Source organism: Cellulomonas composti (assembly GCF_007990245.1).
Lineage (GTDB): Bacteria > Actinomycetota > Actinomycetes > Actinomycetales > Cellulomonadaceae > Cellulomonas > Cellulomonas composti.
This window is the reverse complement of sequence record NZ_BJWG01000005.1, coordinates 73,769-97,426: the sequence shown is the minus strand read 5'-3', so window position 1 is coordinate 97,426 and position 23,658 is coordinate 73,769. Positions and strand designations below refer to the sequence as shown.

17 protein-coding genes, 3 tRNA genes and 1 pseudogene are annotated in these 23,658 nt (G+C 73.8%); 15 read left to right on the top strand and 6 right to left on the bottom strand.

Translation table 11 applies throughout. The annotated features are described in order from the left end of the window. Nucleotides 1-32 precede the first annotated feature (32 nt). A complete protein-coding gene (gene bcp, locus CCO02nite_RS07085; RefSeq protein WP_146842433.1) occupies nucleotides 33-500 on the bottom strand; it encodes a thioredoxin-dependent thiol peroxidase in 468 nt (155 codons plus the stop codon). 104 nt (nucleotides 501-604) lie between these two features. Between bcp and CCO02nite_RS07080 the strand changes: the two genes are divergently transcribed. The 6 genes and pseudogenes from CCO02nite_RS07080 to CCO02nite_RS07055 all read left to right on the top strand — a co-directional run bounded on the left by CCO02nite_RS07080 (nucleotide 605) and on the right by CCO02nite_RS07055 (nucleotide 5,052). Further along, a complete protein-coding gene (locus tag CCO02nite_RS07080; RefSeq protein ID WP_146842543.1) occupies nucleotides 605-901 on the top strand; it encodes a GroES family chaperonin in 297 nt (98 codons plus the stop codon). Nucleotides 902-1,050: 149 nt separating this feature from the next. Further along, nucleotides 1,051-1,284, top strand: a complete 234-nt coding sequence (locus tag CCO02nite_RS07075; RefSeq protein ID WP_146842432.1) for a hypothetical protein — start codon at nucleotides 1,051-1,053, stop codon at nucleotides 1,282-1,284. 77 nt (nucleotides 1,285-1,361) lie between these two features. Next, a tRNA-Lys gene (locus tag CCO02nite_RS07070) sits at nucleotides 1,362-1,437 on the top strand. Nucleotides 1,438-1,530: 93 nt separating this feature from the next. Beyond that, entirely contained in the window at nucleotides 1,531-2,463 is a 933-nt protein-coding gene (locus CCO02nite_RS07065; RefSeq protein WP_146842431.1) for an ATP-grasp domain-containing protein, read from the top strand. Nucleotides 2,464-2,948: 485 nt separating this feature from the next. Further along, a pseudogene (locus CCO02nite_RS16335) lies at nucleotides 2,949-4,046 on the top strand (DUF222 domain-containing protein); the annotation flags it as partial. Between the two features lie 930 nt (nucleotides 4,047-4,976). After that, nucleotides 4,977-5,052, top strand: a tRNA-His gene (locus tag CCO02nite_RS07055). Here CCO02nite_RS07055 and CCO02nite_RS07050 read toward each other — a convergent pair. From CCO02nite_RS07050 to CCO02nite_RS07030, 5 genes are all read right to left on the bottom strand, one after another. Continuing rightward, the gene (locus CCO02nite_RS07050) at nucleotides 5,041-5,772 is read right to left on the bottom strand and encodes a nucleoside/nucleotide kinase family protein (protein ID WP_146842430.1); all 732 of its coding nucleotides are present in this window, start codon (nucleotides 5,770-5,772) and stop codon (nucleotides 5,041-5,043) included. The two genes, CCO02nite_RS07055 and CCO02nite_RS07050, sit on opposite strands and share 12 nt — an antisense overlap. 11 nt (nucleotides 5,773-5,783) lie before the next feature. Next, complete coding sequence (gene orn / locus CCO02nite_RS07045; protein ID WP_246117416.1) at nucleotides 5,784-6,368, bottom strand: oligoribonuclease; 585 nt, start codon at nucleotides 6,366-6,368, stop codon at nucleotides 5,784-5,786. A 94-nt stretch (nucleotides 6,369-6,462) separates the two neighbouring features. Further along, nucleotides 6,463-6,684 (bottom strand): hypothetical protein, encoded by a 222-nt coding sequence (locus tag CCO02nite_RS07040; protein WP_146842428.1) that lies wholly within the window; start codon nucleotides 6,682-6,684, stop codon nucleotides 6,463-6,465. A 250-nt stretch (nucleotides 6,685-6,934) separates the two neighbouring features. Then, nucleotides 6,935-7,120: a hypothetical protein gene (locus tag CCO02nite_RS07035; RefSeq protein ID WP_146842427.1), complete on the bottom strand. Its 186-nt coding sequence runs from the start codon at nucleotides 7,118-7,120 to the stop codon at nucleotides 6,935-6,937. Nucleotides 7,121-7,216: 96 nt separating this feature from the next. After that, nucleotides 7,217-7,289 (bottom strand) — tRNA-Arg (locus tag CCO02nite_RS07030). Nucleotides 7,290-7,447: 158 nt separating this feature from the next. Here CCO02nite_RS07030 and CCO02nite_RS07025 point away from each other — a divergent pair. The 9 genes from CCO02nite_RS07025 to CCO02nite_RS06985 all read left to right on the top strand — a co-directional run bounded on the left by CCO02nite_RS07025 (nucleotide 7,448) and on the right by CCO02nite_RS06985 (nucleotide 23,650). Then, nucleotides 7,448-9,166: a GTPase gene (locus CCO02nite_RS07025; RefSeq protein ID WP_186812606.1), complete on the top strand. Its 1,719-nt coding sequence runs from the start codon at nucleotides 7,448-7,450 to the stop codon at nucleotides 9,164-9,166. After that, nucleotides 9,163-10,632 carry a GTPase gene (locus tag CCO02nite_RS07020; RefSeq protein WP_246117404.1) on the top strand — a complete coding sequence of 490 codons (1,470 nt, stop codon included), beginning with the start codon at nucleotides 9,163-9,165 and terminating at the stop codon, nucleotides 10,630-10,632. Before CCO02nite_RS07025 ends, CCO02nite_RS07020 begins: the two co-directional genes overlap by 4 nt. 142 nt (nucleotides 10,633-10,774) lie before the next feature. After that, nucleotides 10,775-11,287: a single-stranded DNA-binding protein gene (locus tag CCO02nite_RS07015; protein ID WP_146842425.1), complete on the top strand. Its 513-nt coding sequence runs from the start codon at nucleotides 10,775-10,777 to the stop codon at nucleotides 11,285-11,287. A 108-nt stretch (nucleotides 11,288-11,395) separates the two neighbouring features. Then, the gene (gene ettA / locus CCO02nite_RS07010; protein ID WP_146842424.1) at nucleotides 11,396-13,078 is read left to right on the top strand and encodes an energy-dependent translational throttle protein EttA; all 1,683 of its coding nucleotides are present in this window, start codon (nucleotides 11,396-11,398) and stop codon (nucleotides 13,076-13,078) included. 2 nt (nucleotides 13,079-13,080) lie between these two features. Further along, complete coding sequence (locus tag CCO02nite_RS07005) at nucleotides 13,081-13,587, top strand: acyl-CoA thioesterase (protein ID WP_146842423.1); 507 nt, start codon at nucleotides 13,081-13,083, stop codon at nucleotides 13,585-13,587. 152 nt (nucleotides 13,588-13,739) lie between these two features. After that, nucleotides 13,740-14,624, top strand: coding sequence for a PP2C family protein-serine/threonine phosphatase (locus CCO02nite_RS07000; RefSeq protein WP_146842422.1), 885 nt, complete (start codon nucleotides 13,740-13,742; stop codon nucleotides 14,622-14,624). Then, nucleotides 14,621-15,934 (top strand): FHA domain-containing protein, encoded by a 1,314-nt coding sequence (locus CCO02nite_RS06995; protein ID WP_146842421.1) that lies wholly within the window; start codon nucleotides 14,621-14,623, stop codon nucleotides 15,932-15,934. The genes CCO02nite_RS07000 and CCO02nite_RS06995 overlap by 4 nt, the downstream gene beginning before the upstream one ends. Nucleotides 15,935-15,938: 4 nt before the next feature. Further along, nucleotides 15,939-17,483: a serine/threonine-protein kinase gene (locus CCO02nite_RS06990; RefSeq protein ID WP_146842420.1), complete on the top strand. Its 1,545-nt coding sequence runs from the start codon at nucleotides 15,939-15,941 to the stop codon at nucleotides 17,481-17,483. Further along, nucleotides 17,480-23,650 carry an Ig-like domain-containing protein gene (locus tag CCO02nite_RS06985; RefSeq protein ID WP_186812605.1) on the top strand — a complete coding sequence of 2,057 codons (6,171 nt, stop codon included), beginning with the start codon at nucleotides 17,480-17,482 and terminating at the stop codon, nucleotides 23,648-23,650. The genes CCO02nite_RS06990 and CCO02nite_RS06985 overlap by 4 nt, the downstream gene beginning before the upstream one ends. Nucleotides 23,651-23,658: the final 8 nt, after the last annotated feature.

Sequence of the window (23,658 nt, the reverse complement as noted above, 5' to 3'; positions counted from 1 at the left end):
TGCGCACCGACGAGTCTGGCACGTCGGCCGCGTCAGGCCAGGCCGAGGTCCCGGCGCAGCTTCGCGACGTGACCCGTCGCGCGGACGTTGTACTGCGCGAGCTCGACGCGCCCGTCCGTGCCGACGACGACTGTCGAGCGGATCACACCCGTGACGGTCTTGCCGTAGAGCTGCTTCTCGCCCCACGCACCCCACTCCTGCAGCACGGTGCGCGACTCGTCGGAGACGAGCGGGAACGTCAGGTGCTCGTCTGCCGCGAACCGCGCGAGTTTGTCCACCGGGTCGGGGGAGACGCCGACGACCGCGAAGCCCGCACCCTGCAACGACGCCAGCGAGTCGCGGAAGTCGCACGCCTCCTTGGTGCACCCCGGAGTCCCCGCTGCGGGGTAGAAGTACACGATCGTGCGGCGGTCGCGCAGGTCGGACAGCGTCAGGCTGCCGCCGTCCGCGGTCGGGAGCGTGAAGTCCGGGGCGGTGTCGCCGACGGCGAGGCGGGGCACGGGGGCTCCTTCGGTTCGGTGGCAGTGCCCGGTCAGCCTACGCAGTGCGGGTAGCGTCGGTGGGCGTGAGCCCCGCCGCCGACGACACCGCCCTGCCCATCCGCATGCTCAACGACCGCCTGCTCGTCGCGATCGACGGCGAGGCGGGGGAACGACGCTCGTCGGCGGGCATCGTCATCCCGGCCACCGCGGCCGTCGGCAAGCGGCTCGCGTGGGCGCAGGTGAAGGCCGTCGGGCAGCACGTCCGGCAGGTCGAGGTCGGCGACCGCGTCCTGTTCGACCCCGACGAGCGCGCCGAGGTCGAGCTCGAGGGCCGCACCTACCTGCTCCTGCGGGAGAAGGACGTGCACGCCGTCGCGACCCCCGGCGTGGCCGGTGAGGGCACCGGGCTGTACCTCTGAGGCTCGTCGCACCGCTGGGCTCGCCCCTGGCGGCGTGCTGTCCGGGGCGCGAAGCACCTGTGCGAGATCCGTGTGCAACCGCGTCCGGGTCTTGCCGTCGCGGGCGTGCGATGGTGGCATGGGTCGACGGACCGGCCCTGGGAGGTGCGATGAGCGAGCAGCAGCACGACGAGTCGGCGCGCGCTCGTCGGCAGGTCGCGGACATCCTCGCCCGGCACGACCTGCGCGCGGAACGCGCTCCGCTCACGCTGCTCGCGGACCTGTTCGGCCCCGGGGCGCCCGCGGCGGCGCAGATCCTCGCCGAGGAGGAGACCGCCGGTGACGACGCCGCCGGTCTCCCGTCGACCGGGCCCGTCACGGGGGTACCGCGTTCGCTCCCGTGACGCTCGTCACGCACCGCGGTCCCGGTGGCGTGCGAGTTGGCTGCGGGGCCCCTCAGGCTGCTAATGTTCTGCACCGCGCGCCACTAGCTCAATTGGCAGAGCAGCTGACTCTTAATCAGCGGGTTCGGGGTTCAAGTCCCCGGTGGCGTACCAGCACAAGGCCCGTGACCAGCGACAACGCAGGTCACGGGCCTTCGTCGTGCCGACCCTCCGCCGCTCGTCGGGGCCGCTGGGTACGCTGCACGCGTGACCCAGGACCAGAACGCGCGTCTCGCACTCGCCACCTGCGCCGAGCTGCCCCACCTCGATCCCGACGACGTCCCGCTGCGGGAGGCGCTCGTGGCGCGGGGCGTGCCGACCGACGTCGTCGTCTGGGACGACCCGACCGTCGACTGGGGCGCGTACCAGCACGTCGTGATCCGCTCGACCTGGGACTACACCTCGCGACCCGTGCAGTTCGCGGACTGGACGCGACGCGTCGAGGTCGGCACCACGCTGCTGAACCCCGGCGCCGTCGTGCGGTGGAACATCGACAAGACCTATCTGCGCGACCTCGAGCGGGCCGGTGTGCCGACCGTCCCGACCATCTGGCTGGACCCCGAGCGCAACCTCGACTCCCGCGCGATCCACACCAGGTTCCCGGCGTTCGGCGACTTCGTCGTCAAGCCCACCGTCTCCGCCGGCTCGCGCGACACCGGCCGCTACCGCGCCGACGAGACGCCGCAGCGCTCGCAGGCGATCATCCACGCCAAGAACCTGCTCTCGGTGGGCCGGCACGTGATGATCCAGCGCTACCTCACCGCCGTCGACAGCGTCGGCGAGACCGCGCTCGTGTTCGTCGACGGCACGTTCAGCCACGCGGTGCGCAAGGGTGCGCTGCTGCGCGGACCGTTCCGCGAGGGGGACCAGGAGGGCACGCTGTACCGCGAGGAGCAGATGAGCCCGCGCGAGGCGAGCGAGGCCGAGCAGGCCGTCGCGCGTCAGGTCATCGACGCGCTCCCGGGGATCCTCGGCCTCGACGCGCCCCTGCTGTACGCGCGGGTGGACCTCATCCCCGACGACAACGGCAACCCCGTCCTGCTCGAGCTCGAGCTCACCGAGCCGTCGCTGTTCTTCGATCACGCGCCCGGCGCCGTCGAGCGGTACGCCGACGCGATCGTCGCGCGCCTCAAGGCCTGACCGCCGACCAATCACCCGCCGGCGGTCGACTTCCCGGCCGTGTCGCCGGGGGAGCGGTCGCTCGGTGATCGCCATCACCGGCATCCTCGGACGACCCGCCGGCAGCGCGCGGGCCTGCGGCTCGACCACGTCGGCCAGCGACCCCTTCGCCCGACGCCCGTCCCTCGGCGGAACATCCCCGGCCAAAGCTCGGCGCACCGTGTTCCTCGAGACACCCGGCCGACGGCCGATCGCCTCGAGCGCCATCCCCTCGACCCGGTGCAGTCGACGGGTCTGCGCCCTGCCCTCCACGGTCGCCGCCCTCCTCGGCGTGACCGTGCGGCGGCTCCCGTGACGCTCGCGTCACGCCGATCCGGACCCGTGACGAGCGCATTCGCTCCGACGACGCCCGCGCCGTGGGACGTTCGCTGAGCGCGAACAGGGTTGCCCGGGTGGCCGACGTCGGCAAGAATCGAACAAGTGTTCGATATCTATATGGGGGCGAGATGATCAGCGGAGTCGGGGTGCTCGACGACCCGCCGGCGCGTGCACGCGCACTCGACGCGTGGATCTGGGAGGACGTCACCACCGACTCGTACGCGCGGGGCCTGGTCGACGAGAGCGACGTCGACGGTCCGGGCGTCCCCGGCCGCGGCGAGGCTTCGTGGCCGTTCACCTGCGACGACGACGAGTGGGCCGCGCGCCAGGCCGTCTGGGCGGCGGACGAGGCCGAGATGGCCGCGGGTGTGGCGGGCTCCCGGGTGCCGGCGTTCGGTTGTGCGGAGGTCCGCGACCTCGGACCCCACCTGCTCCCCGAGGGCATCGAGGAGCTCTGGCCCTCGCCGGCGCTGCTGGCGCAGGGTCGCTCGGGTGCCGAGCTCGCCGCGCTCCTCGAGTGCGTCGACCTGCCCAGCCAGACCGACGAGGGTGTCGTCGAGGCCGTGGCCGCGTGGGAGCGGCTCGCCGCCTGGGCGTTCCGCGGGGCCGCTCTCGCTGCGGCGCACCTGTCCGGCCGTGCGTCGATGCACCCGCCGCTCGAGCGCACGCGGGACCGGCGGTTCGGCTGCTCGGCCGGCGACGAGATCGCCCTGCGACTCGGGTGGTCGGGCCGGGCCGGCGCGCGCCTCGTGCGCGACGGTCGCGCGTTGGAGCAGGCGCTGTCGCCGCTCGCGGAAGCGCTCGCTGCCGGCGAGCTGGGGCCGTCGAAGGCGCGTCCGATCCTGGACCGGCTGCATGACCGCGCACCCGGTCTGGCGCTCGCGGTCCAGGACAAGGTCCTGCCGCACGTCGGCACGATGACGCCTACCGAGATCGGCCGCGCCGTCGACCGGGCCCTGCTCGAGATCGACCCGGACTCGGCGCGCGAGCGCCACGAGCGGGCGCAGGCGCGTCGTCGGGTCGACCCGCCGCGCTCGCTGCCTGACGGCATGGCCGGCATGTGGGCCGTCCTGCCGGCGCACGCTGCCGCCCTCGTGGAGGCCACGCTCGACGCCACGGCGCGGGCGGCCCGTTCCGACGGTGACCCGCGGACGCTCGCCCAGCTGCGCGCGGACGTGCTGGTCGGCATCGTCGCCGGCGACTCGCTCCCAGGTGCGTGCGGCGGCCCGGACAGCGCCGAGCCGGCGCCGGGGGAGGCGTTCGGCCGCGCCGGTGGCGGTGTGGGCCCTGGTGAGCGCCCCGTCGGCACCGAGCCGGGCGACGGTCGTGGGCCGGGCGACGGTCGTGGGCCGGCCGGCGATCGGGGACCGGCCGGCGGTCCCGGCGACGCGTCGGGGGGCGAGGGCTGCCCGACTTGTGCGCGCGGGCGGGCGGGCGGTGTCGCGGTGCGGCGGCCGCGGCTGCAGGTCAACGTGACGGTCGCCCTCTCGACGCTGCTCGGACTCGACGACCAAGCGGCCGAGCTCGACGGCTACGGCGCCCTCTCGGCCGAGCAGGCACGGGCACTGGCTCTCGCGGGACCGTGGCGACGCATCGTGCTCGATCCGCTGGACGGCACCGTGCTCGACGTCGGTCGGACGCGCTACCGGCCGCCTGCGGCGATCGCCGACCACGTCCGCGCGCGGGACAGGGTGTGCGCGTGGCCGGGCTGCGTCGTGCCCGCTGAACGTGTCGACCTCGACCACACGCAGGAGCGGCAGGACGGTGGAGTGACGGCCGCGCACAACCTGGGGCCGCTGTGCCGACGGCACCACCGACTCAAGTCGGGCGGTGACTACGTGCTGGAGCAGCCCGAGCCGGGCGTCTTCGAGCTGACCTCGCCGACCGGCCAGCGGCTGCGGACGCAGCCCGGCACCGGTGCGCTGGTCGAGCGGCTGCCGTCGGCGACGGTGCCGACCCGTCCGCGCGCCACGCCACGAGCCGCGGCGTCGTGGGCGAACCGCCATGACGACGACGTCCGCCGCCGTTCTGAGCGCGAAGTGGGCCGACCTGGCACGATCTGGGGCGACCCTGGGGCGACCTGGGGGAATCGAGTCGGGAGCACTCCGGGGTTGCCGGTACACTTTTCGACGGTCGCGCTCGATGGGCGCGTCATGGTGGCTATAGCTCAGTCGGTAGAGCACCTGGTTGTGGTCCAGGGGGTCGCGGGTTCAAGTCCCGTTAGCCACCCCACACTCCGAACGCCCGGCCCTCAAGGGCCGGGCGTTCGTCGTCGGGCCGCAGTGTCGGCGCGGCCAGGTCGGTGTTGTCGACGACGAGGTGCGCGCGTGCCGCGGGCGCGCATCGCTCGTCGTAGAGGCGCTGGCCCTGCACGTAGCGACGGTTCGCGGGGTCGGCGGGATCGGCCGGGCAGCCGTCGCGTACGGCCATCCGGGCGTACGTCACGGCGGTCGGCACGGCGAGGTAGACGGAGAGGTCCCACGCGTCGACGAGCTCGTCGCGGTGCAGGAAGATGCCGTCGACGAGCAGCACGCACCGACGCCCGGCTCGCAGGCGAGGCGGGTCCAAGGCCTCGTCGGTGCGCACGTCGTGCGCGGCGGTGCGGTACTCGCACGACCCGTCGGGCGCGAACGGGTCGAGGACGTCGGCACGGAAGCGGTCCAGGTCGTACGAGTCGAGGAAGTAGCCCTCCGGGGAGTCGGCGCCGCGTGCGTACCGCTGCGACCGGGGGCGGTGGAACCCGTCGATCGAGACACGCACGACCTCGGTGCCGCCTGTGCGCAGCACGTCCGCGAGCTCGTCGGCGAACCAGGTCTTTCCCGCGCCGTCGGTCCCGTCGACCCCCACCCGGACCGGCCGGCCCAGCCGGGTCGGGTCCGGGACGCGCTCGGCCACGCGCGCGAGCACCGCTCGTCGGCGAGCACCCGTCGTGGGTGTCGCGGCCGCCGACATCGCGGGCGCCGTCAGGCCGTGGGGTTGCGGACGCTCGTGGCGGCGATCTCGGCGGCGATGCGCCTGGCGGTGGTCGAGTCGGGTCCCGGCGCGGCGGGGAACAGCGCCGCGCGGTAGTAGCGCAGCTCGTCGATGCTCTCGAGGATGTCGGCCAGTGCGCGGTGACCGCCGTTCTTCTGCGGCGACGCGAAGTACACCCGCGGGTACCAGCGCCGCGCGAGCTCCTTGATCGAGGACACGTCGACGACGCGGTAGTGCAGGTGGCCGACCAGCTCGGGCATGTCGCGATCGAGGAACGCCTTGTCGGTGCCCACGGAGTTGCCCGCGAGCGGAGCCTTGCCGGCGTCCGGCACCCAGCGGCGCACGTACTCGAGCACCTGCGCCTGGGCGTCCTCGAGCGTCGTCCCAGCCTCGAGCTCGGTCAGCAGGCCGGACGTGGTGTGCATCGTCCGGACGAAGTCGCCCATCTGCTCGAGCGCCTCGACGGGCGGCTTGACCAGCACGTCGACGCCCTCGCCCAGGACGCGCAGCTCGGAGTCCGTGACGACGACCGCCACCTCGACGAGCGCATCGGCGACGAGGTCGAGCCCGGTCATCTCGCAGTCGATCCAGACGATGCGGTCGGCGCTCTCGTGGCCGTTTCCGGGTTCGGGGGATGTCGTCGCGCTGGTCACGCGGCCACCCTACGCGTCAGGCCGGAGGCTCGCGGTCCGCTCCTGCGTCGGGCTCGTCGTCGGAGCCGGGCCGGGCCGGGACGGTCGAGGCGGCCCAGGCGGCCACGGGCACCCCGACGAGAACCGCCGCGCCCAGCCACAGGCTCGTCGAGTCGGCGACCCCGGCCCAGCGCAGTGCCGGCACGACGACGGCCGCGGCGAGGACGCCGAGTGCGACACGCTCGAGCCAGGCCAGCACGGCGGTCCTACGGTCGGTCGTCGTGTGGCCGGTCGCCGTGTGGTCGGTCGTTGCGCGGCGGGTCGTGGGGTGTGGGGACTGCGGTTCGGGCGGGCCCGAGTGGCGCCCCATCACGGCCGCCTGGCTGCCCGCACGGTGCGGGTCGGCGGCTCGGGGGCGGACATAGCGACATCGTGGCACGACGACGGGCGCGGACCCGACCGTCTGGTCGAGCCCGCGCCCGTGGGTGCCGTCCCGGGAGTCTGAGGACTCAGCGGGAGCGGTTCGTGAAGGTGCGCAGGGCCCAGGGCAGGGCCGTGCGCGAGAGATCCGGCGGACGGCCGGAGATCTCGTCGTAGGTATGGCGACGCTGGCGGTGCCGTCGATCACGCTCGACCGCGGCGACCAGGTCGCGCTGTTCGAGGTGGGCCAGCCCGACGGTGATCAGAGCAGACATGGGGGACTCCCGGTTGGTGGTGGTGGCTGTCGATGTCGACAGGAGCAGCCGACCACGTCCGGAATACCCGGGTCACGCCATTTTCGTCGTGCTGGGCGCCCCCGGCAGGACTCGAACCTGCAACCGGCGGATTAGAAGGCCGCTGCTCTATCCGTTGAGCTACGGGGGCCCGCGGCGCTCAGGGGTACTGGGGCCCGCGGCGCCCAGGGTAGTGGGCCGCGGCGTGCGTGCGGGGCGCGTACCGCGCCGGGCGGCGGCTGTCGTTTTCGCCCCGGTTCGCCGCGTGGCGCGTTTGGCCTGGTCACGTCATGCCGGGACAATGGGCGCGTGAGCGCCCCGCCCGGCAACGCCACGGCGCAACCTGCGCCTGGAGACGTCGTGGTCGCGCCCGGGCGGCACACGGCGGACGACCCTCGCGAGGTGCTGGCCCGCCCGCTCGCCGCGACATCTCTGCTCGACGCGATCCGTGACCTGCGCCGGGACGTCGAGGACACCGACTTCCCGCTCGCGCTGCCGAGCGCGGCCGGCGCGATCGAGTCACGTGACCGTCTGCTGCACCAGCTCACCGAGCACCTCCTCCCGCGCCTCACGGAGCTGTCGGCGCCGGCGGTCGTCGTCGTCGCCGGGCCCACAGGTGCGGGAAAGTCGACGCTCGTGAACTCGTTGCTGGGTCACCAGGTCAGCGACGCGGGGGTGCTGCGCCCGACGACCCGGCAGCCGGTGCTCGTGCACCACCCCGACGACCTCGACCTGCTCGCGGACCACCCGCTCGTCGCGTCGTCGCGGACGGTCGCCGACGTCGGGGTGCCGCGCGGGATCGCACTGCTCGACGCGCCGGACATGGACTCGGTGCTCGAGGCGAACCGCGAGACCGCGCACCGGCTGCTCGAGGCCGCGGACCTGTGGCTGTTCGTGACGACGGCCGCGCGCTACGGCGACGCGCTGCCGTGGCACGTGCTGTCCGAGGCCGCCGATCGTGGCGCCTCGGTCGCGATGGTGCTCAACCGCGTGCCCACGGCCTCGCTCCCGACGATCCGCGGCGACCTGCTCACGCGCCTGCGCGAGCACGGTCTGGAGGGCTCGCCGCTGTTCGTCGTGCTGGACGGCGGCCCGCAGGTCGAGCTGCTGGAGGCGTCCGCGGTGGCCTCGGTGAACCGGTGGCTGCTCATGCTCGCGGGGCCCGACCGCTCGCGCAGCGTGATCGGCCGGACGCTGCGTGGCTCGCTCGCCGCGCTGCGGGTCTGGGTCGACCGGCTCGCGGAGGCCGTGCAGGAGCAGGCCGATGCGGCGGCAGACCTGCTCGTGCTGCTCGAGGACGCGACGCGCGAGCACACGCGAGCGGCGGCAGCGGCGGCTCGGGCCGCGGACGGGGGAACCGGTGCGGTTGCCGTGCGCTGGGCCGAGCTCACGTCGGGCGACGGCGTGTTCGCGCGACTCGCGGGCCGCTCGGGCGGCGTGCGCGGATCGGGGCGGCACCGTCAGCAGCGGCAGGCTGCGGTCGAGCCCGTGCAGCACGAGGCGGTCCGCTGGGCGCAGGCCGTGATCGCCGCCGGGGCCGCCCGGGCACGCACGGGGCTGCGCGACGCGCTGTCGGCCCCGGACGCGCCTCCCGGGGCGGCACTGCTCCTCGAGACCTGGCAGCCGGCCACGGGGGACGGGGCCGACGAGGCCGCCGCGCGGGCCTGGGCCGGGCAGGGGCTGCGGACGCTGCGCGCCGCGCTCGCCGACCCCGCCGGTGCGGGCGGGCGCGAAGGCCGGCGGCGCGAGAAGGCGGTGCGCGTGCTCGGCGACGAGACGTTGGCGGCGATCGCTCTCGTCGGCGCGGCGGGGGTGCGTGACGCCGGGGCCCTGCTCGGCGCGCTCGTCGGACCCGGTGTGGCGACCCGCGTGGTCGACGAGCTGCGCGAGGACCTCGTCGCGCGTGCGGCGGCGCGGGTGGAACAGGCGCGCGCCGAGGCCGGGCGGCCGCTCGACGACGCCGACCTCGCACCCGACGCGGCGTCGCGCCTGCGGCTGCGGCTCGCCGTGATCAAGGGGCTGACGTGAGCTCGGGCGAGCAGACCGCGGAGCTGCTGGCACGGGCCGACCGGCTCGACGAGGCGATGCGACTCGCGGACGGCCGGCTCGACCCCGCCGCCGTCGACGACGCGCACACCGCGCTGGGCCGCGTCCGTGAGCGGCTCGCGCTGGGTGTGGACTCGACGGTCGTCGCGCTGCTCGGGGGCACGGGCTCCGGCAAGTCCAGCCTGTTCAACGCGATCAGCGGGCTCGGGTTCTCCGAGGTCGGTGTGCGGCGTCCGACGACGGCGCTGGTCGCGGCATGCGTGTGGGGGCACCCGGTCGACCCGCTGCTCGACTGGCTCGGGGTGGACAGCGACCGGCGGATCGCGCGCGAGAGCGTGCTGGACGGCGACGACGAGGCGGCGCTGCGCGGACTGGTCCTGCTCGACCTGCCCGACCACGACTCGATCGAGCAGCGGCACCGCGACGTCGTCGACGCGCTGCTGCCGCAGGCCGACCTGCTGGTCTGGGTCGTGGACCCGCAGAAGTACGCCGACGACGCGCTGCACTCCGGGTACCTGCGCGGGCTCGTCGGGCACGACACGTCGATGCTCGTGCTGCTCAACCAGTCGGACACCGTGCGCGACCAGGACCTCGGCCCGCTGCTGGCGGACGTGGGGCGGCTGCTGGCCGACGACGGACTGCCGGACGTGCCCGTGCGCGCCATCTCGGCGCTCACCGGCGAAGGCGTGCCCGCGCTGCGTGACGCGCTGGCGGCCGTGGTCGCGCAGCGTTCGCTCGCGGCGCGCCGCGCGGGCACCGAGCTGACCGTCGCCGCGACCGCGCTGGCCGACGGCCTCGCCCCGCGCGAGCCGTCGCCGACGGTGCTGACGACGACGCCCGTGGTCGACACGCTCGCGGACGCGGCCGGCCTGGTGGCTGTGGCCGATGCGGTGGCGGCGGCGGTGCGGGGGCGCGGCTCGGCGGCGCCCGTGCTCGCACCGGTGCACGGCGATGCCGTCGAGCTGGCGCGCTCGTCGTGGCTCGCGCAGGCGTGCGTCGGGCTGCCGCCGCGCTGGACGCAGGAGGTCGGGCGGCGTGCCGCGCCGGCCGCGGACCTGGCCGCGCACGTGCGCGGTGCGCTCGACGAGGTGACGATCACCGCCCGGCGCTCGTGGCTCGCGGGGGCACTCGTCGTGCTCGCGTGGGTGCTGGGGATCGGTGCGCTCGCGGCTGCGGCCGTCGCGACCGGCCGCGTGCTCGGCGGTGCCGACGCCTGGCGCGGGGCGTCCGCGGCGGCCGCGCTGGTCGGCGCGGTGCTCGCGGTCGCGGCCGTCGTCGCAGCGCGCGTGGTACGTCGACGCGCGGCCCGACTGCAGGCGGAGCAGGTGCGGACGAACGGGCGTGCGGCGATCGAGCGTGTCGTGCAGGCCGACCTGGTCGCGCCGGTGACGCAGGTCGTGGACGAGCACCGCAGGGTGCGCGAGCTCGTCGCGGCTGCGGCGGGCTGAGCCCACCCGCCCCCAGCCCCTTCGGGCGCGCGGCCGTCCACCGATCGTGCGCCCGCGGCAACGGCGCCCGCGTCGTCGTGGCCACAGTGGGTCGACGGCCGCGGCACCCGTTCGCGGCGCACCGACACCGGGGAGAACCGACATGGGGACGCTCGACATCACGATCACGGGATGGCTCGGCGGAGAGGTCACGCACCTGCCGGCGAAGGACGGCAAGGCCGCGTACTCGACCTTTCGGCTGGGTAGCACGCGGCGCTGGTGGAACCGCGCGGAGGGCCGTTGGGAGGACGGCCGGACCGAGTGGTTCCAGGTGAAGATGTGGCGCGCGCTCGCGGGCAACGTCGCGCAGTGCCTGCACAAGGGCATGCCGGTCGTCGTGCACGGCAGGCTGGCCACCCGCGAGTGGCAGGACGAGGGTGGCGCGGTGCGCACGTCGCTCGTCATCGACGCGCACGCGGTCGGTATCGACCTCTCGTTCGGGTCGGTCGAGCGGTTCCAGCGCACGCTGCAGGGTCCGGCCGCGCAGGCGCCCGACGAGGAGCGGCGCGAGCCGGTCGACCTGTCGTCGTTCGTCGACGCGCCCGACGAGGAGCTGGTGCCGTCGGACGAGGTCCTCGACGACCTCGAGAGCGAGCGCGTGAGCGTGAGCGTCTAGGCTGGGAGACCGAAACCCCGGCGATGCCCGGTCGTCGCGCGTGCGCGCGGGCCGGGCGTCGCCGGTGGGCACTCCCACCCGATCGAGCACCGAGGCGGAACCGAGCCAGTGGCTGAGTTCATCTACTCCATGTACAAGGCGCGCAAGGCGCACGGCGACAAGGTCATCCTCGACGACGTCTCGCTGAACTTCCTGCCCGGCGCCAAGATCGGCGTCGTCGGCCCGAACGGCGCCGGCAAGTCGACGATCCTCAAGATCATGGCCGGTCTGGACCAGCCGTCGAACGGTGAGGCGCGGCTGAGCCCCGGCTACACGGTGGGGATCCTGCAGCAGGAGCCGCCGCTCAACGAGGCCAAGACGGTGCTGGGCAACGTCGAGGAGGGCGTCGCCGAGATCAAGGGCAAGCTCGACCGCTACAACGAGATCTCGGCGCTCATGGCCGAGCCGGATGCGGACTTCGACACGCTGCTCGCGGAGATGGGCCACCTGCAGGAGGCGATCGACGCCGCGGACGCCTGGGACCTGGACGCCCAGCTCGAGCAGGCCATGGACGCGCTGCGCTGCCCGCCGCCGGACGCCGACGTGACCGTGCTGTCCGGCGGTGAGCGTCGCCGCGTCGCGCTGTGCAAGCTGCTGCTCGAGAAGCCCGACCTGCTGCTGCTCGACGAGCCGACCAACCACCTGGACGCCGAGAGCGTGCTCTGGCTCGAGCAGCACCTCAAGGACTACTCGGGCGCCATCCTCGCGGTCACCCACGACCGGTACTTCCTCGACCACGTCGCGGAGTGGATCTGCGAGGTCGACCGCGGGCGGCTCTACCCGTACGAGGGCAACTACTCCACCTACCTGGAGAAGAAGCAGGAGCGCCTCGCGATCCAGGGCAAGAAGGACGCCAAGCTCGCCAAGCGCCTCAAGGAGGAGCTCGAGTGGGTGCGGTCCAACGCCAAGGGCCGTCAGACCAAGTCGAAGTCCCGACTCGCGCGCTACGAGGAGATGGCGGCCGAGGCCGACCGGACCAGGAAGCTGGACTTCGAGGAGATCCAGATCCCGCCGGGTCCGCGCCTGGGTTCGATCGTCCTCGAGGCGGCCAACCTGCAGAAGGGCTTCGACGGGCGCATGCTCATCGACGGGCTGAGCTTCACGCTGCCGCGCAACGGCATCGTCGGCGTCATCGGCCCGAACGGCGTGGGCAAGACGACGCTCTTCAAGACGATCGTCGGGCTCGAGCCGCTCGACGGCGGTGAGCTCAAGGTCGGCGAGACGGTCTCGATCTCCTACGTCGACCAGTCCCGTGGCGGCATCGACCCCACCAAGACGCTGTTCGAGGTCGTCTCCGACGGGCTCGACTTCCTCAAGGTCGGGAACGTCGAGATGCCGTCGCGTGCCTACGTCGCGGCGTTCGGGTTCAAGGGTCCGGACCAGCAGAAGCCCGCGGGCGTGCTCTCCGGTGGCGAGCGCAACCGCCTCAACCTCGCGCTCACCCTCAAGCAGGGCGGCAACCTGCTGCTGCTCGACGAGCCGACCAACGACCTCGACGTCGAGACGCTCGGCTCGCTGGAGAACGCGCTGCTCGAGTTCCCCGGCTGCGCCGTGGTCGTCTCGCACGACCGGTGGTTCCTCGACCGGGTCGCGACGCACATCCTGGCGTACGAGGGCACCGAGGAGAACCCGTCGAACTGGTACTGGTTCGAGGGCAACTTCGCTTCGTACGAGGAGAACAAGGTCTCCCGGCTCGGGGCCGATGCGGCGCGTCCGCACCGCGTCACGTACCGCAAGCTGCGCCGCGACTGACGATGGCGCGCATCGAGGTGCCCGTCCAGCTGCGGTGGTCGGACATGGACGCGTACGCGCACGTCAACAACGTCGAGATGCTCCGCCTGCTCGAGGAGGCGCGCATCGAGGCGTTCTGGCGCCACCCCGCGGGCACGGACGGCGTGGTGCCCGACGCCGCACAGAGCTCGGCCGTGCTCGATGCCGGCCCCGGTTCGCGGCTGTCGACGTTCGTCGCGCACCAGGAGATCCAGTACGTGCTCCCGCTCGGCTACCGGCGCACGCCCGTGGTGGTCGAGATGTGGATCGGGCACCTCGGCGGTGCGAGCCTCGACGTCTGCTACCAGGTCCGCGACCTGCCCGCGGCGGACCCCGACTCCGTGGTCTACGCGCGGGCGATCACCACGCTCGTGCTCGTCGACGCCGCGACGGGCAGTCCCACCCGCATCGGCGCGGCCGAGCGCGAGGCGTGGTCGGCGCTCCTCGAGGAACCGGTCGCGATCCGTCGTCGGGGAACACGCTCCGGCTGAGGTCGGGTCCGGCGCGGGCAGGGACGACGACTCGGGCGAACGCCCGCACTTCGGGCGCAGATTCCGACATCCTGCTCAGGTGAGGCACGATGTGGGCCGATGCTTCCATCGGACCGAGGACGGTCCGTGCCAGGCGGAACAGAGGGGGGCGCGTGCGCACATCGTGGGGTTCCGCGACTGATCGCGGCCTCGTGCGCGAGGTGAACGAGGACGCGCTGCTCGCGTACCCGCCGGTCTTCCTCGTCGCCGACGGGATGGGCGGCCACGACGCGGGCGATCTTGCGAGCCGGATCGCGGTCGAGGAGTTCGCACAGCTCGCGGGGCAGAGCGCCGCGACGGCGGACGACATCCACGCCTGCTTCGCCCGCACCTCCGCGCGCATCCGTGCGGAGTTCACGCACGGCCGCCAGGGAGGCACCACGGTTGCGGGGGTCGCGGTCACCGTGCACGACGACACCGCGTACTGGCTCGTGTTCAACGTCGGCGACTCGCGCGTCTACCGGTGGGCCGACGACCAGCTCGAGCAGGTGAGCGTCGACCACTCGGTCGTGCAGGAGCTCATCGACGCCGGACGGATCGAGGCGCGCGACGCCGAGACCCACCCGGAGCGCCACGTGCTGACGCGCGCGCTGGGGACGGGCGAGCAGCCCGAACCCGACTACTGGCTGATCCCCGCCGGTCAGTACGACCGTCTGCTGGTGTGCACCGACGGACTGACGCGCGAGATCGGCGACGCGGCGATCGCCTCCGTCCTGGCGGAGGTCGCCGACGCGCAGGACGCGGCGTCCGACCTCGTGCGCCTGACCATCGAGGCCGGAGCACGCGACAACGTGAGCGCGGTCGTCGTCGACGTCGCGACCTCGCTCGGTGCGCTCGACGACGTGCACATCACGGTGCCCCGCGCGGGTTCCGAGCTCGGGCCGCACCTGTGGGACGAGATGCTGCACGGCGCGACCGTGCCTCGCGCGGGCTGGACCCGCAACTCTGCGACCGGCCCGGCGGCCGGCCTCGAATCGAGCAAGGAGGACCCGTCGTGAGCGTTCCGGAGTACCGCGTGGGGTCGTGGACCGCGGTGGCCCGCCCGGGTTTCGTCGCGCTCGTCGGACCGCAGGCCGCGGCCGGTACCGCCCGCTCGCTGTGGGAGTCGGCCGAGGACGGCGTCGTCGCGTCGCTCGGCGTGCTGGCGCACGACGGGTTCGTCGCGTTGCCGCCGTTCGCTCTCGTGCACGTCGAGGGCTCGCGGGTGCATCTCGCGCTGCGCGGCAGCGTGACGGTGCACGTCGAGTCCGGCGCCGGACCTCGGGAGGTGCGCTCGGGCGATGTCGGCACGTGGACCGAGCAGGTCATCGACGACGTGTACGCAGTGCGGATCGTGGCCGACGACGCACCCGAGGAGGACGCCGACGTCCCCGCCCTGCCGCTCGGCGACGGCGTCGCGACCGCCGGTGCGCTCGCCTTGACGCTCGGCGCGCCGCGCCGGACGACGATCGTGACCGCGCAGGTGCCGCTCGACGCCGCGGCGCCGGCGGAGCCGCGCCCGGTCGAGCCCGTGCCGGCCGCCGAGCCCGTGCCTGCCGCCGAGCCCGTGGTGCCGGTCGAGGTTGCGCTGCCGGTCGAGCCCGTTGCGGTGGAGGCGGAGCCGGTCGAGCCCGTCGCGGTGGAGCCGGAGCCGGTCGAGCCTGCGGTGGAGCCAGAGCCGGTCGAGTCCGAGCCGGTCGGACTGGTGGCGGTCGACGACGAGGTGCCCGCTGAGCCGGTGCTGCCCAGTGAGGCTGCGGTGCCGGCGTCGTTCGCGGCGCGCGACGGACTCGTCGACCTGGACACGGACGACACGATCACGGACGTCCGGGCCCTGGTCGGGGCGGTGTCGGCCGACGACCACGACGGCCTGACGATCCTGTCGTCCGACCTCGCGGCGATCCGCGACCAGCTGCCCGCCTGGGCGGCGCAGTGGCCGCAGGACGGCCCGACGCCCGGCCCGTACGACGTCCCGACGCCGGTCGTACCGCAGGTGATGCTCGCGCTGTCCACGGGAGTCGACGTGCCGCTGGACCGGACGGTGCTGCTGGGCCGGGCGCCGCAGGTGGCCCGCGTGACCAACCGTGAGCTCCCGCGCCTGGTCGCGGTGCCGAGCCCGGAGCAGGACATCTCGCGCACGCACGCCGAGGTGCGCCAGGAGGGCGAGCACGTGCTCGTCACGGACCTGCACTCGACGAACGGCGTGCACGTCTCGCGGCAGGGTGAGGGCGCGCGCCGCCTGCACCCCGGTGAGCCGAGCGCGATCTTCCCGGGCGAGGTCGTCGACCTGGGCGACGGCGTCACGTTCACGGTGCAGCGAGGCCAGTGACCAGGTGACCGCTCGACGCGAGGCCTCCGCGCCGCCAGTACTGCCGGGGTACGAGCCCGTCCGCACGCTCGGCCTGGGTGGCTTCGCCGACGTCTTCCTGTACCGGCAGGATCTCCCGCGCCGGGAGGTCGCGGTCAAGGTGCTGCTCGCGGGGAGCCTCGACGACGAGACGCGCGCGCGGTTCCAGACCGAGGCCAACCTCATGGCCCAGCTCTCGCACCACCCGTCGATCGTCACGGTCTTCCAGGCGGCGATCGCGGCCGACGGGCGGCCGTACCTGGTGATGGAGTACTGCTCGCGGCCGGGGCTCGCGGAGCGGTACCGGACCGAGCGGATGAGCGTCGCCGAGGTGCTGCGGATCGGGGTGCGGTTGACGTCGGCGGTCGAGACGGCGCACCGGGCCGGCATCCTGCACCGCGACATCAAGCCCGCGAACGTGCTGACCACGGACTTCGGCTGGCCCGCGTTGACCGACTTCGGCATCGCCGCGACCACCGGGCAGGCCGCGGGTGCGACGGTCGGCATGTCGATCCCGTGGTCGCCGCCCGAGCTGCTCGCGGAGCACCCGAGCGGCGACGAACGTTCCGACGTGTACTCGCTCGGAGCGACGCTGTACTCGCTGCTCGCCGGTCGCACCCCGTTCGAGATCCCCGGCGGCCAGAACGGCGCGCAGCAGCTCGTCGCGCGGATCGAACGGTCTCCGCTGCCGCCGACGGGACGCGAGGACGTCCCGCCCGAGCTGCAGGCACTGCTCGAGCGCGCGATGGCGAAGGTGCCGGCCCTGCGGTTCGGGTCCGCCGCGGCGCTGGGGCGCGCGCTGCAGCAGATCGAGGCAGACCTGCGGCTGCCGGTCACGACGTTGGACCTTCCCGACGAGCCCGCGCCGACGGGTCCGGCCGGGGCCGGTCAGGGTTCGGACGGCCCGGGCGCGCAGGACGCGACGCGGCTGCGCTCGATCGTCGCGATCCCGGCGCAACCCGGGCAGTCGTCACCCGCCGCCGACGAGCCGACCCGCACGAGCGGCCCGCGGGTGCTGAGCCCGCAGGATGCGCGCCCCGACTTCGTCGCGCCGCCGCCGGCCCCGCCCACGCCGCCGCCGATCGGCGAGCCGGAGCCACCGGCCGACCGTGCCGCGCGGGGACGGACCGTGGCCGCGGTCGTCGCGGGCGTCGTCGTCGTGGCGGCGATCGGCGTGGTGGCGGCCGTCGCGATGAGCGGCGGGGGAGGACCGAGCGCCGACCCGACCGACTTCCAGCAGGACCCGAACGAGGTGGTCGAGGCGGTCGTGCCCGCGCCGCGCTCGCTCGAGGGCACGCGCGAGGACGACGGCGACGTCGTGTTCACGTGGGTCAACCCCGACCCGCAGGACGGCGACACCTACCTGTGGGGAGTGCTCACGGCGACGGGCGAGCCGGACCTCGCGGTTGTCGCGACGCCGTCCGTGACCGTCCCGGCCGTGGACGCGACCGGTGAGGTCTGCATCGAGGTCTCGCTGGTGCGCGTCGACCGACGTGCGTCGGCCCACCCCGCACAGGCGTGCGTCGCATGAGGTGGCAGGGCGCGCGCCGCCGCGCGACGACGACGGCCGCGGTGGTCACCGTTCCGGCGCTCGTCGCGGTGCTCGCGGTGATGTCCCAGGGGTTCCCGCTCGCGCGGGTCGACCTCAACGACGGCGCGGTCTGGCTCACGGCGACCAGCCTGCACAAGCTCGGGCGCTACAACGTGCAGATCGACGAGCTGAACGCGGGCATCGTCACGGACAGCACCGACTACTTCGACGTGCTGCAGGACGAGGGCGACGTGCTGCTCGTCGAGTCGGGTCAGGTCTCGGTCGTCGACCCGCGGACCGTCTCGGTGACGACGCAGGTCGCGGCTCCCGACACGGTCACGAGCATGGCGGCGGGCACGGTCGCGATGGTCGACGGCGAAGGCGAGCTGTACGTGCGGACGCTCGCGGGCCTCGACGGGCTGCGCGTCGGGGACGACGACGCGGACGTCGAGCTCGGCGAGGGCGGTCTGGCGGTCGTGACGCACGACGGCGTCGCGCTCGGCGTTGCGGCGGACGGCACCGTGACGCGCGCCGAACCGACGGCCGGTGCGGCGCGCACCGAGTCGGCGGGTCAGCTCGAGGGCGCCGCCGGGTCGCCGCCCGAGCAGCTCACCGCGGTCGGTGACGAACCCGTCGCGCTGCGCGGTTCGACGCTGCTGACCACGCACGGGACCGTCGAGCTGCCGGGCGACGACCTGGTGCTGCAGCGGCCCGGGCCGGCCTCGTCGCGCGTGCTCGTCGCGAGCCGCACCGCCCTGCTGGAGGTCCCGATCGACGGCGGCGACGTCGTCGAGCACGCCACGCAGGGTTCCGGGGCTCCGGCCGCGCCCGTGCAGGTCGACTCGTGCGCGCACGGGGCGTGGGCGTCGGCGGTCGGCTCCTACCTCGAGCTGTGCGAGGGGAAGGCCCAGAAGCTGGTCGCGCTGAAGGAGATGTCCGCGCAGGACAAGCTCGTGTTCCGCGTGAACCGCTCGATGGTGGTGCTCAACGACACGGAGCGCGGCCGCCTGTGGCTGCCTCAGGAGGACGCCGAGCTGCACGTCCCCAACTGGGAGGACATCAGCAGGCAGGAGGAACCGCAGGAGTCCGAGGAGGAGTCCGACAGCCCGGACACGACGCAGGAGCTCGTCACCGAGTGCTCGTCGCAGTCGTCGCCTCCGGTGGCCGCCGACGACGAGTTCGGCGTGCGCCCCGGCCGCACCACGATCCTGCCGGTGATGGGCAACGACTCGTCGTCGGACTGCGGCATCCTCGTCGTGCGGGAGTTCGAGCAGCTCGACGAGAGCTTCGGCCGGGTCGAGGCCGTCGCGGGCGGGCGCGCGCTGCAGGTCGACGTCGCGGCCGGGGCGCGCGGGACCGCGCACTTCTCGTACACGATCGACGACGGCCGGGGCGTGAACCCGCCGTCGACCGCCACGGTGACGCTCGTCGCACGGGACGTCGACGCGAACTCACCCCCGCGCAGCCTGCACGACGGCTCGATGGACGTCGAGCTGGGCGGCAGCTCGACCTACCAGGCGCTCGCAGACTTCGAGGACCCCGACGGGGACGACATGCTGCTCGTGGGCGCGATCGCGGACCCCGCCGCGGGTTCGGTGCGGTTCCGGCAGGACGGCACGGTGACGTTCCGGGCGGACGGCGGCCGGCTCGGCCGTACCGCGGTGACGTTGCAGGTCAGCGACGGTTCGGACGCCGAACCGACCGAGGGCACGCTGTGGGTCGACGTGCGCCCGTCGGGATCGGTGCCGCCGCGGATCGACCCCGTGCACGCCGTGACCTACGTCGACCAGGCGGTGACGCTCGACGTGCTCGCGGCGGTCCGCACGACGGGGGACCAGCCCGCGCGGCTCGTGTCGGTCGACGACGTCGCAGGAGCGACCGTCGACGCCGACCTGCAGGCGGGGACGTTCACGTTCTCGACGCCACGGGCCGGTCCGTACTACGTGCCCTTCCTCGTGGTCGCGGGCGCGCAGCAGGCGACCGGCCTGGCACGCATCGACGTGCAGCCGTGGCCCGACGAGGTCCAGCCGCCCGTCGCGGTGCGCGACCGTGCGTTCCTGCCGGCCGGCGGCGAGGTCACGATCGACCCGCTCGCGAACGATTCCGACCCGGCAGGCGCCGTGCTCGTGCTGCAGTCCGTCGACTCCTCGGACGCACCGGGGCTCAGCGTCGCCGTGCTCGACCACCACCTCGTGCAGATCACGAGCGACCAGACGCTCGAGCGCGCGGTGGCGCTGTCCTACACGGTCTCGAACGGCGCGCGCTCCGCCGTCGGGCAGATCGTCGTGCAGCCGGTGCCACCGGCGACCTCGACCCAGCCGCCGATCGTCGAGAACGTCGAGGCGACCGTGCGCACGGGCGGTGTCGTGACGGTCCCGGTGCTCGACCACGCGTACGACCCGGACGGCGACGCGCTGAGCCTGGTGCGCGAGCTCGCGGAGTCCCCCGGCCCCGGCGAAGGACTGATGTTCGTCTCGGGTGACGTGCTGCGCTACCAGGCGCCCGCGACGCCGATGACGGTGCGCGCGACGTTCGTCGTGCAGGACGCGACCGGGAACCAGACCGCCGCGACCGTGACGGTCCGCGTGCACGACTCGGACCCGGAGACGAAGTCGCCGCCGCGCCCGCAGGACCTCGTGGGGCGCGTGTTCGCGGGCGAGCAGGTGCGCATCACCGTGCCGCTCGTCGGGATCGACGACGACGGCGACGGCGTCACGCTGCTGGGCGTCGCCTCCGCGCCGTCGAAGGGCTACGTCGCCGAGATCGGCCCCGACTGGATCGAGTACGTCGCGCTGCCGGGCGAGACCGGCACCGACGAGTTCACGTACGCGGTCGAGGACTGGGTGGGTCAGCGCGCCGTCGCGACCGTGCGCGTCGGCATCAGCCCGCGGCCCCAGGGGGTCGCGTCGGTCGTCGCACGCGACGACGAGGTGACGATCCGGCCCGGCGAGCGCATCGAGGTCCGCGTGCTCGCGAACGACACCGACTCGAGCGGCGACGAGCTGTCGCTCGACCCGACCCTCGAGATGCCCGCCGGCACGCAGGCGCAGGCGAAGGACCGTCGGATCGAGGTGACCGCACCCGACGAGGAGACGACGCTGCAGATCGTCTACACGGCGACGAACGCGCGCGGCGGGCGGGACACCGCGGTGCTGACCGTGCACGTCACGCAGCAGGCTCCCGTGCTGCCCCCGCTCGCGCGGGACGTCGTCGTGCCCGCGACGGAGACGTTCGGGCTGACCGAGGTCGTCGTGAAGGTGCTCGACGTCGCGCAGAACCCGAGCGGCCCGGCGAGTGACCTGCAGGTCGAGCTGCCCGCGTCCGTGCCGGCCACGGTCGCGCGCGTCGACGAGCAGGGTCGGGTCGTCGTGACGCTCGCCGACCAGACCCAGACGCTGCCGTACCTGCTGCGCAACGTGCGCGACCCCGAGCACGCGTTCTCCTACGCGTTCATCACGGTGCCCGCCCGCGACGCGTTCCCGCCGACGCGGCGACCGGGAGCGCCCGCGCTGCGGGTCGGCTCCGACGAGAAGCTCGAGATCTCGCTCTCGGAGCAGGTGAAGGTCGCGCAGGGGCGCTCGCCGAGCGTCGCCGACCCGCTCGCGGTGAGCGCGACGAAGGGGTCCGCGAAGGTCAAGAACGGTGACGCGTCGACGATCGTGTTCCAGCCCGCCGAGGGCTACGCGGGGCCGGCGTCCGTGACGGTGCCGGTGACGGACGCACGCGACGCGAGCGACACGACGGCCCGCACGTCGTACATCACGTTCCCGATCGAGGTCTTCGCGGTCGAGGACCACCCGCCGACGTTCGCACCCTCGAGGATCGACGTCGCGCCGGGGGAGGACCCGGTGCACGTCGACCTGCGCGTGTTCACCACCGGGCCGGAGGGCACGACGCCGACCGACGACCGTTACGACTACCAGATCTCGTCGGCCGTGCCCGACGGGTTCACCGTGACGATCGACGACGGCGTGCTCGACGTCTCGGCCGACGCGACCACGGCGAAGGGCACCGACGGGACGCTCGGGGTGCGCATCGGTTACGGCCGTGCAGGCAGCCTGGACGCGACCGTGCAGCTGCACGTGACCGCGAGCACCCGCCAGACCGCTCGCGTCCTCGACCGGCAGATCGACGATGCGCAGGAGGGCACCGAACGCACCGTCGACGTGCTCGACGACGCGTTCAACCCCTTCCCGGACTCGCCGCTGCGCGTGGTCGGCGCGACCGTCGAGACGCCCGGCGCGGGCACGACGCGGTTCACGTCCTCGCAGGTCATGGTGCGTCCGGCCGACGACTTCATCGGCTCGATGGTGGTCCGCTTCCGCGTGCGGGACGTCACCGACGACCCGGCACGCGAGACCGAGGGTCGCATCCGGCTCACGGTGCGCGGCGTCCCGGCGGCACCGGGCGTGCCGCGCGTCGTCGACGAGACCGACAAGGCCGTCCAGCTCGAGTGGGACGCGCCGGACAACCGGGGCGCCCAGATCGACCGGTACCGCGTCACGGCGCAGCCAGGCGGCGCGACGAAGGAGTGCGCGTCGACGGTCTGCACGATCGACGGGCTCACGAACGGGACCGCGTACCAGTTCACCGTCGAGGCGCACAACGCCGTCGGGTGGTCGCCGGCATCGCCCGCCTCCCGCAAGGCGACACCCGACGCCGTACCCGACGCCGTCGCGTCGATCACCCTCGCCAGCTTCGGTGACGGCACGCTGCGGTGGTCGTGGCCCGAGGCGACGTCGAGCGGCACGCCGGTCGACTCGTACACCGTGACGATCACCCCCCGGCCCGAGCGCGGCGAGCAGACCGTGACGAGGTCCGTGCCGAACGTCCAGTTCGCCAACCTCGTGAACGGGAACCGCTACCGGATCACCGTGGTCGCACACAACCGCGCCGAGGGCGGCTCGCCGTCGACCTCGTCGGGCGACGCCGTCCCGGCGCGCGAACCCGACGCGCCCGCGTCGGTGTCCGCGCGGCGCGAGGAGACCCCGATCGGCGGACGGATCACGGTGGACTGGACCGCTCCGGCATTCGACGGCGGCCACGAGGTGCGCGGCTACCGTGTCGTGGCGCACGGCGGCGACGGGCACGAGGTCGAGAGGAGCTTCGGCCCGAGCGAGCGCACGTGGTCCTTCGAGGGTGCGCGCAACGGCGTGGAGTACACGTTCTCGGTGCGCGCCTCGTCGGACGCAGGCGAGTCGACCGCGACGACCGCGACGGCGCTGACGTACGGGCTGCCGGGCACGCCGGTGCTCGACGACCCGGTCGCGCCGGCCTGGACCGGCACCGTCGCGCTGACGTGGCGCGCGGTGGACGACAACGGCGCCGCGGTCACGTACGACATCGAGATGGACGGCGTGGTCGCCCGCACCGGCCTGTCCGCGACGAACGCCTCCTTCGCGGACCTGGCCGGCGGCTCGCAGCACACCTTCCGCGTCATCGCGCGCAACGCCGCCGGCAACGGTGGCTGGAGCGCGCCCCGGTCGGTCGTCGCGACCACGCCGCCCGGAACGCCGACCGTCACGCGGGTCGAGGGGATCGAGCCCACGGACTTCGATCGCCCGACGAAGCTCGCCATCGCCTGGGACCCGGTCGCCTCGGGTGGGGGCACGGACCTGCGCTACGAGTACGTGGTGACGTTCGAGGGACGTTCGCGCACCGTGAGTGCGACCGACGTCCGTGCGACCTCGGCGGTCATCGACCTCTCGCCGACCGACATCTCGCCGGGCCGGGACGGCACGGTCGTAACCGTGACCGTGCACGCGATCGCGACCCTCGGCGCGTCGTCGCGCGCGGGTGCCGACGGCTCCGGTCGCGCCCGGGTCACGTGGGGTGCCGCGCCGTCGCCCGTGCAGTCGCTGACGCTCACCCCTGACGACCTGGCGGCGCCGACGACGCTGACGGCGGCGTGGTCCGCCCCCGCGAGCGACGGCGGTTCGTCGGTGCGGTACCGGTACTGCTGGTACGTCGACGGCGCCGAGGTGCGGTGCCAGAACACGAGCGACCTGACGGTGACGCGCTCGCTCGCCGACCTCGGGATCTCCCGGGACACCGACCACACCGTGAAGATCACCGTCTGGGCGACCAACAACAGCGCAGACTCCGATCCCGTCTCCGCAGAGCTGCCGATCCCGAAGACCGAGCCGGAGCCACCCGAGGGCGGCTGACGGCCCAG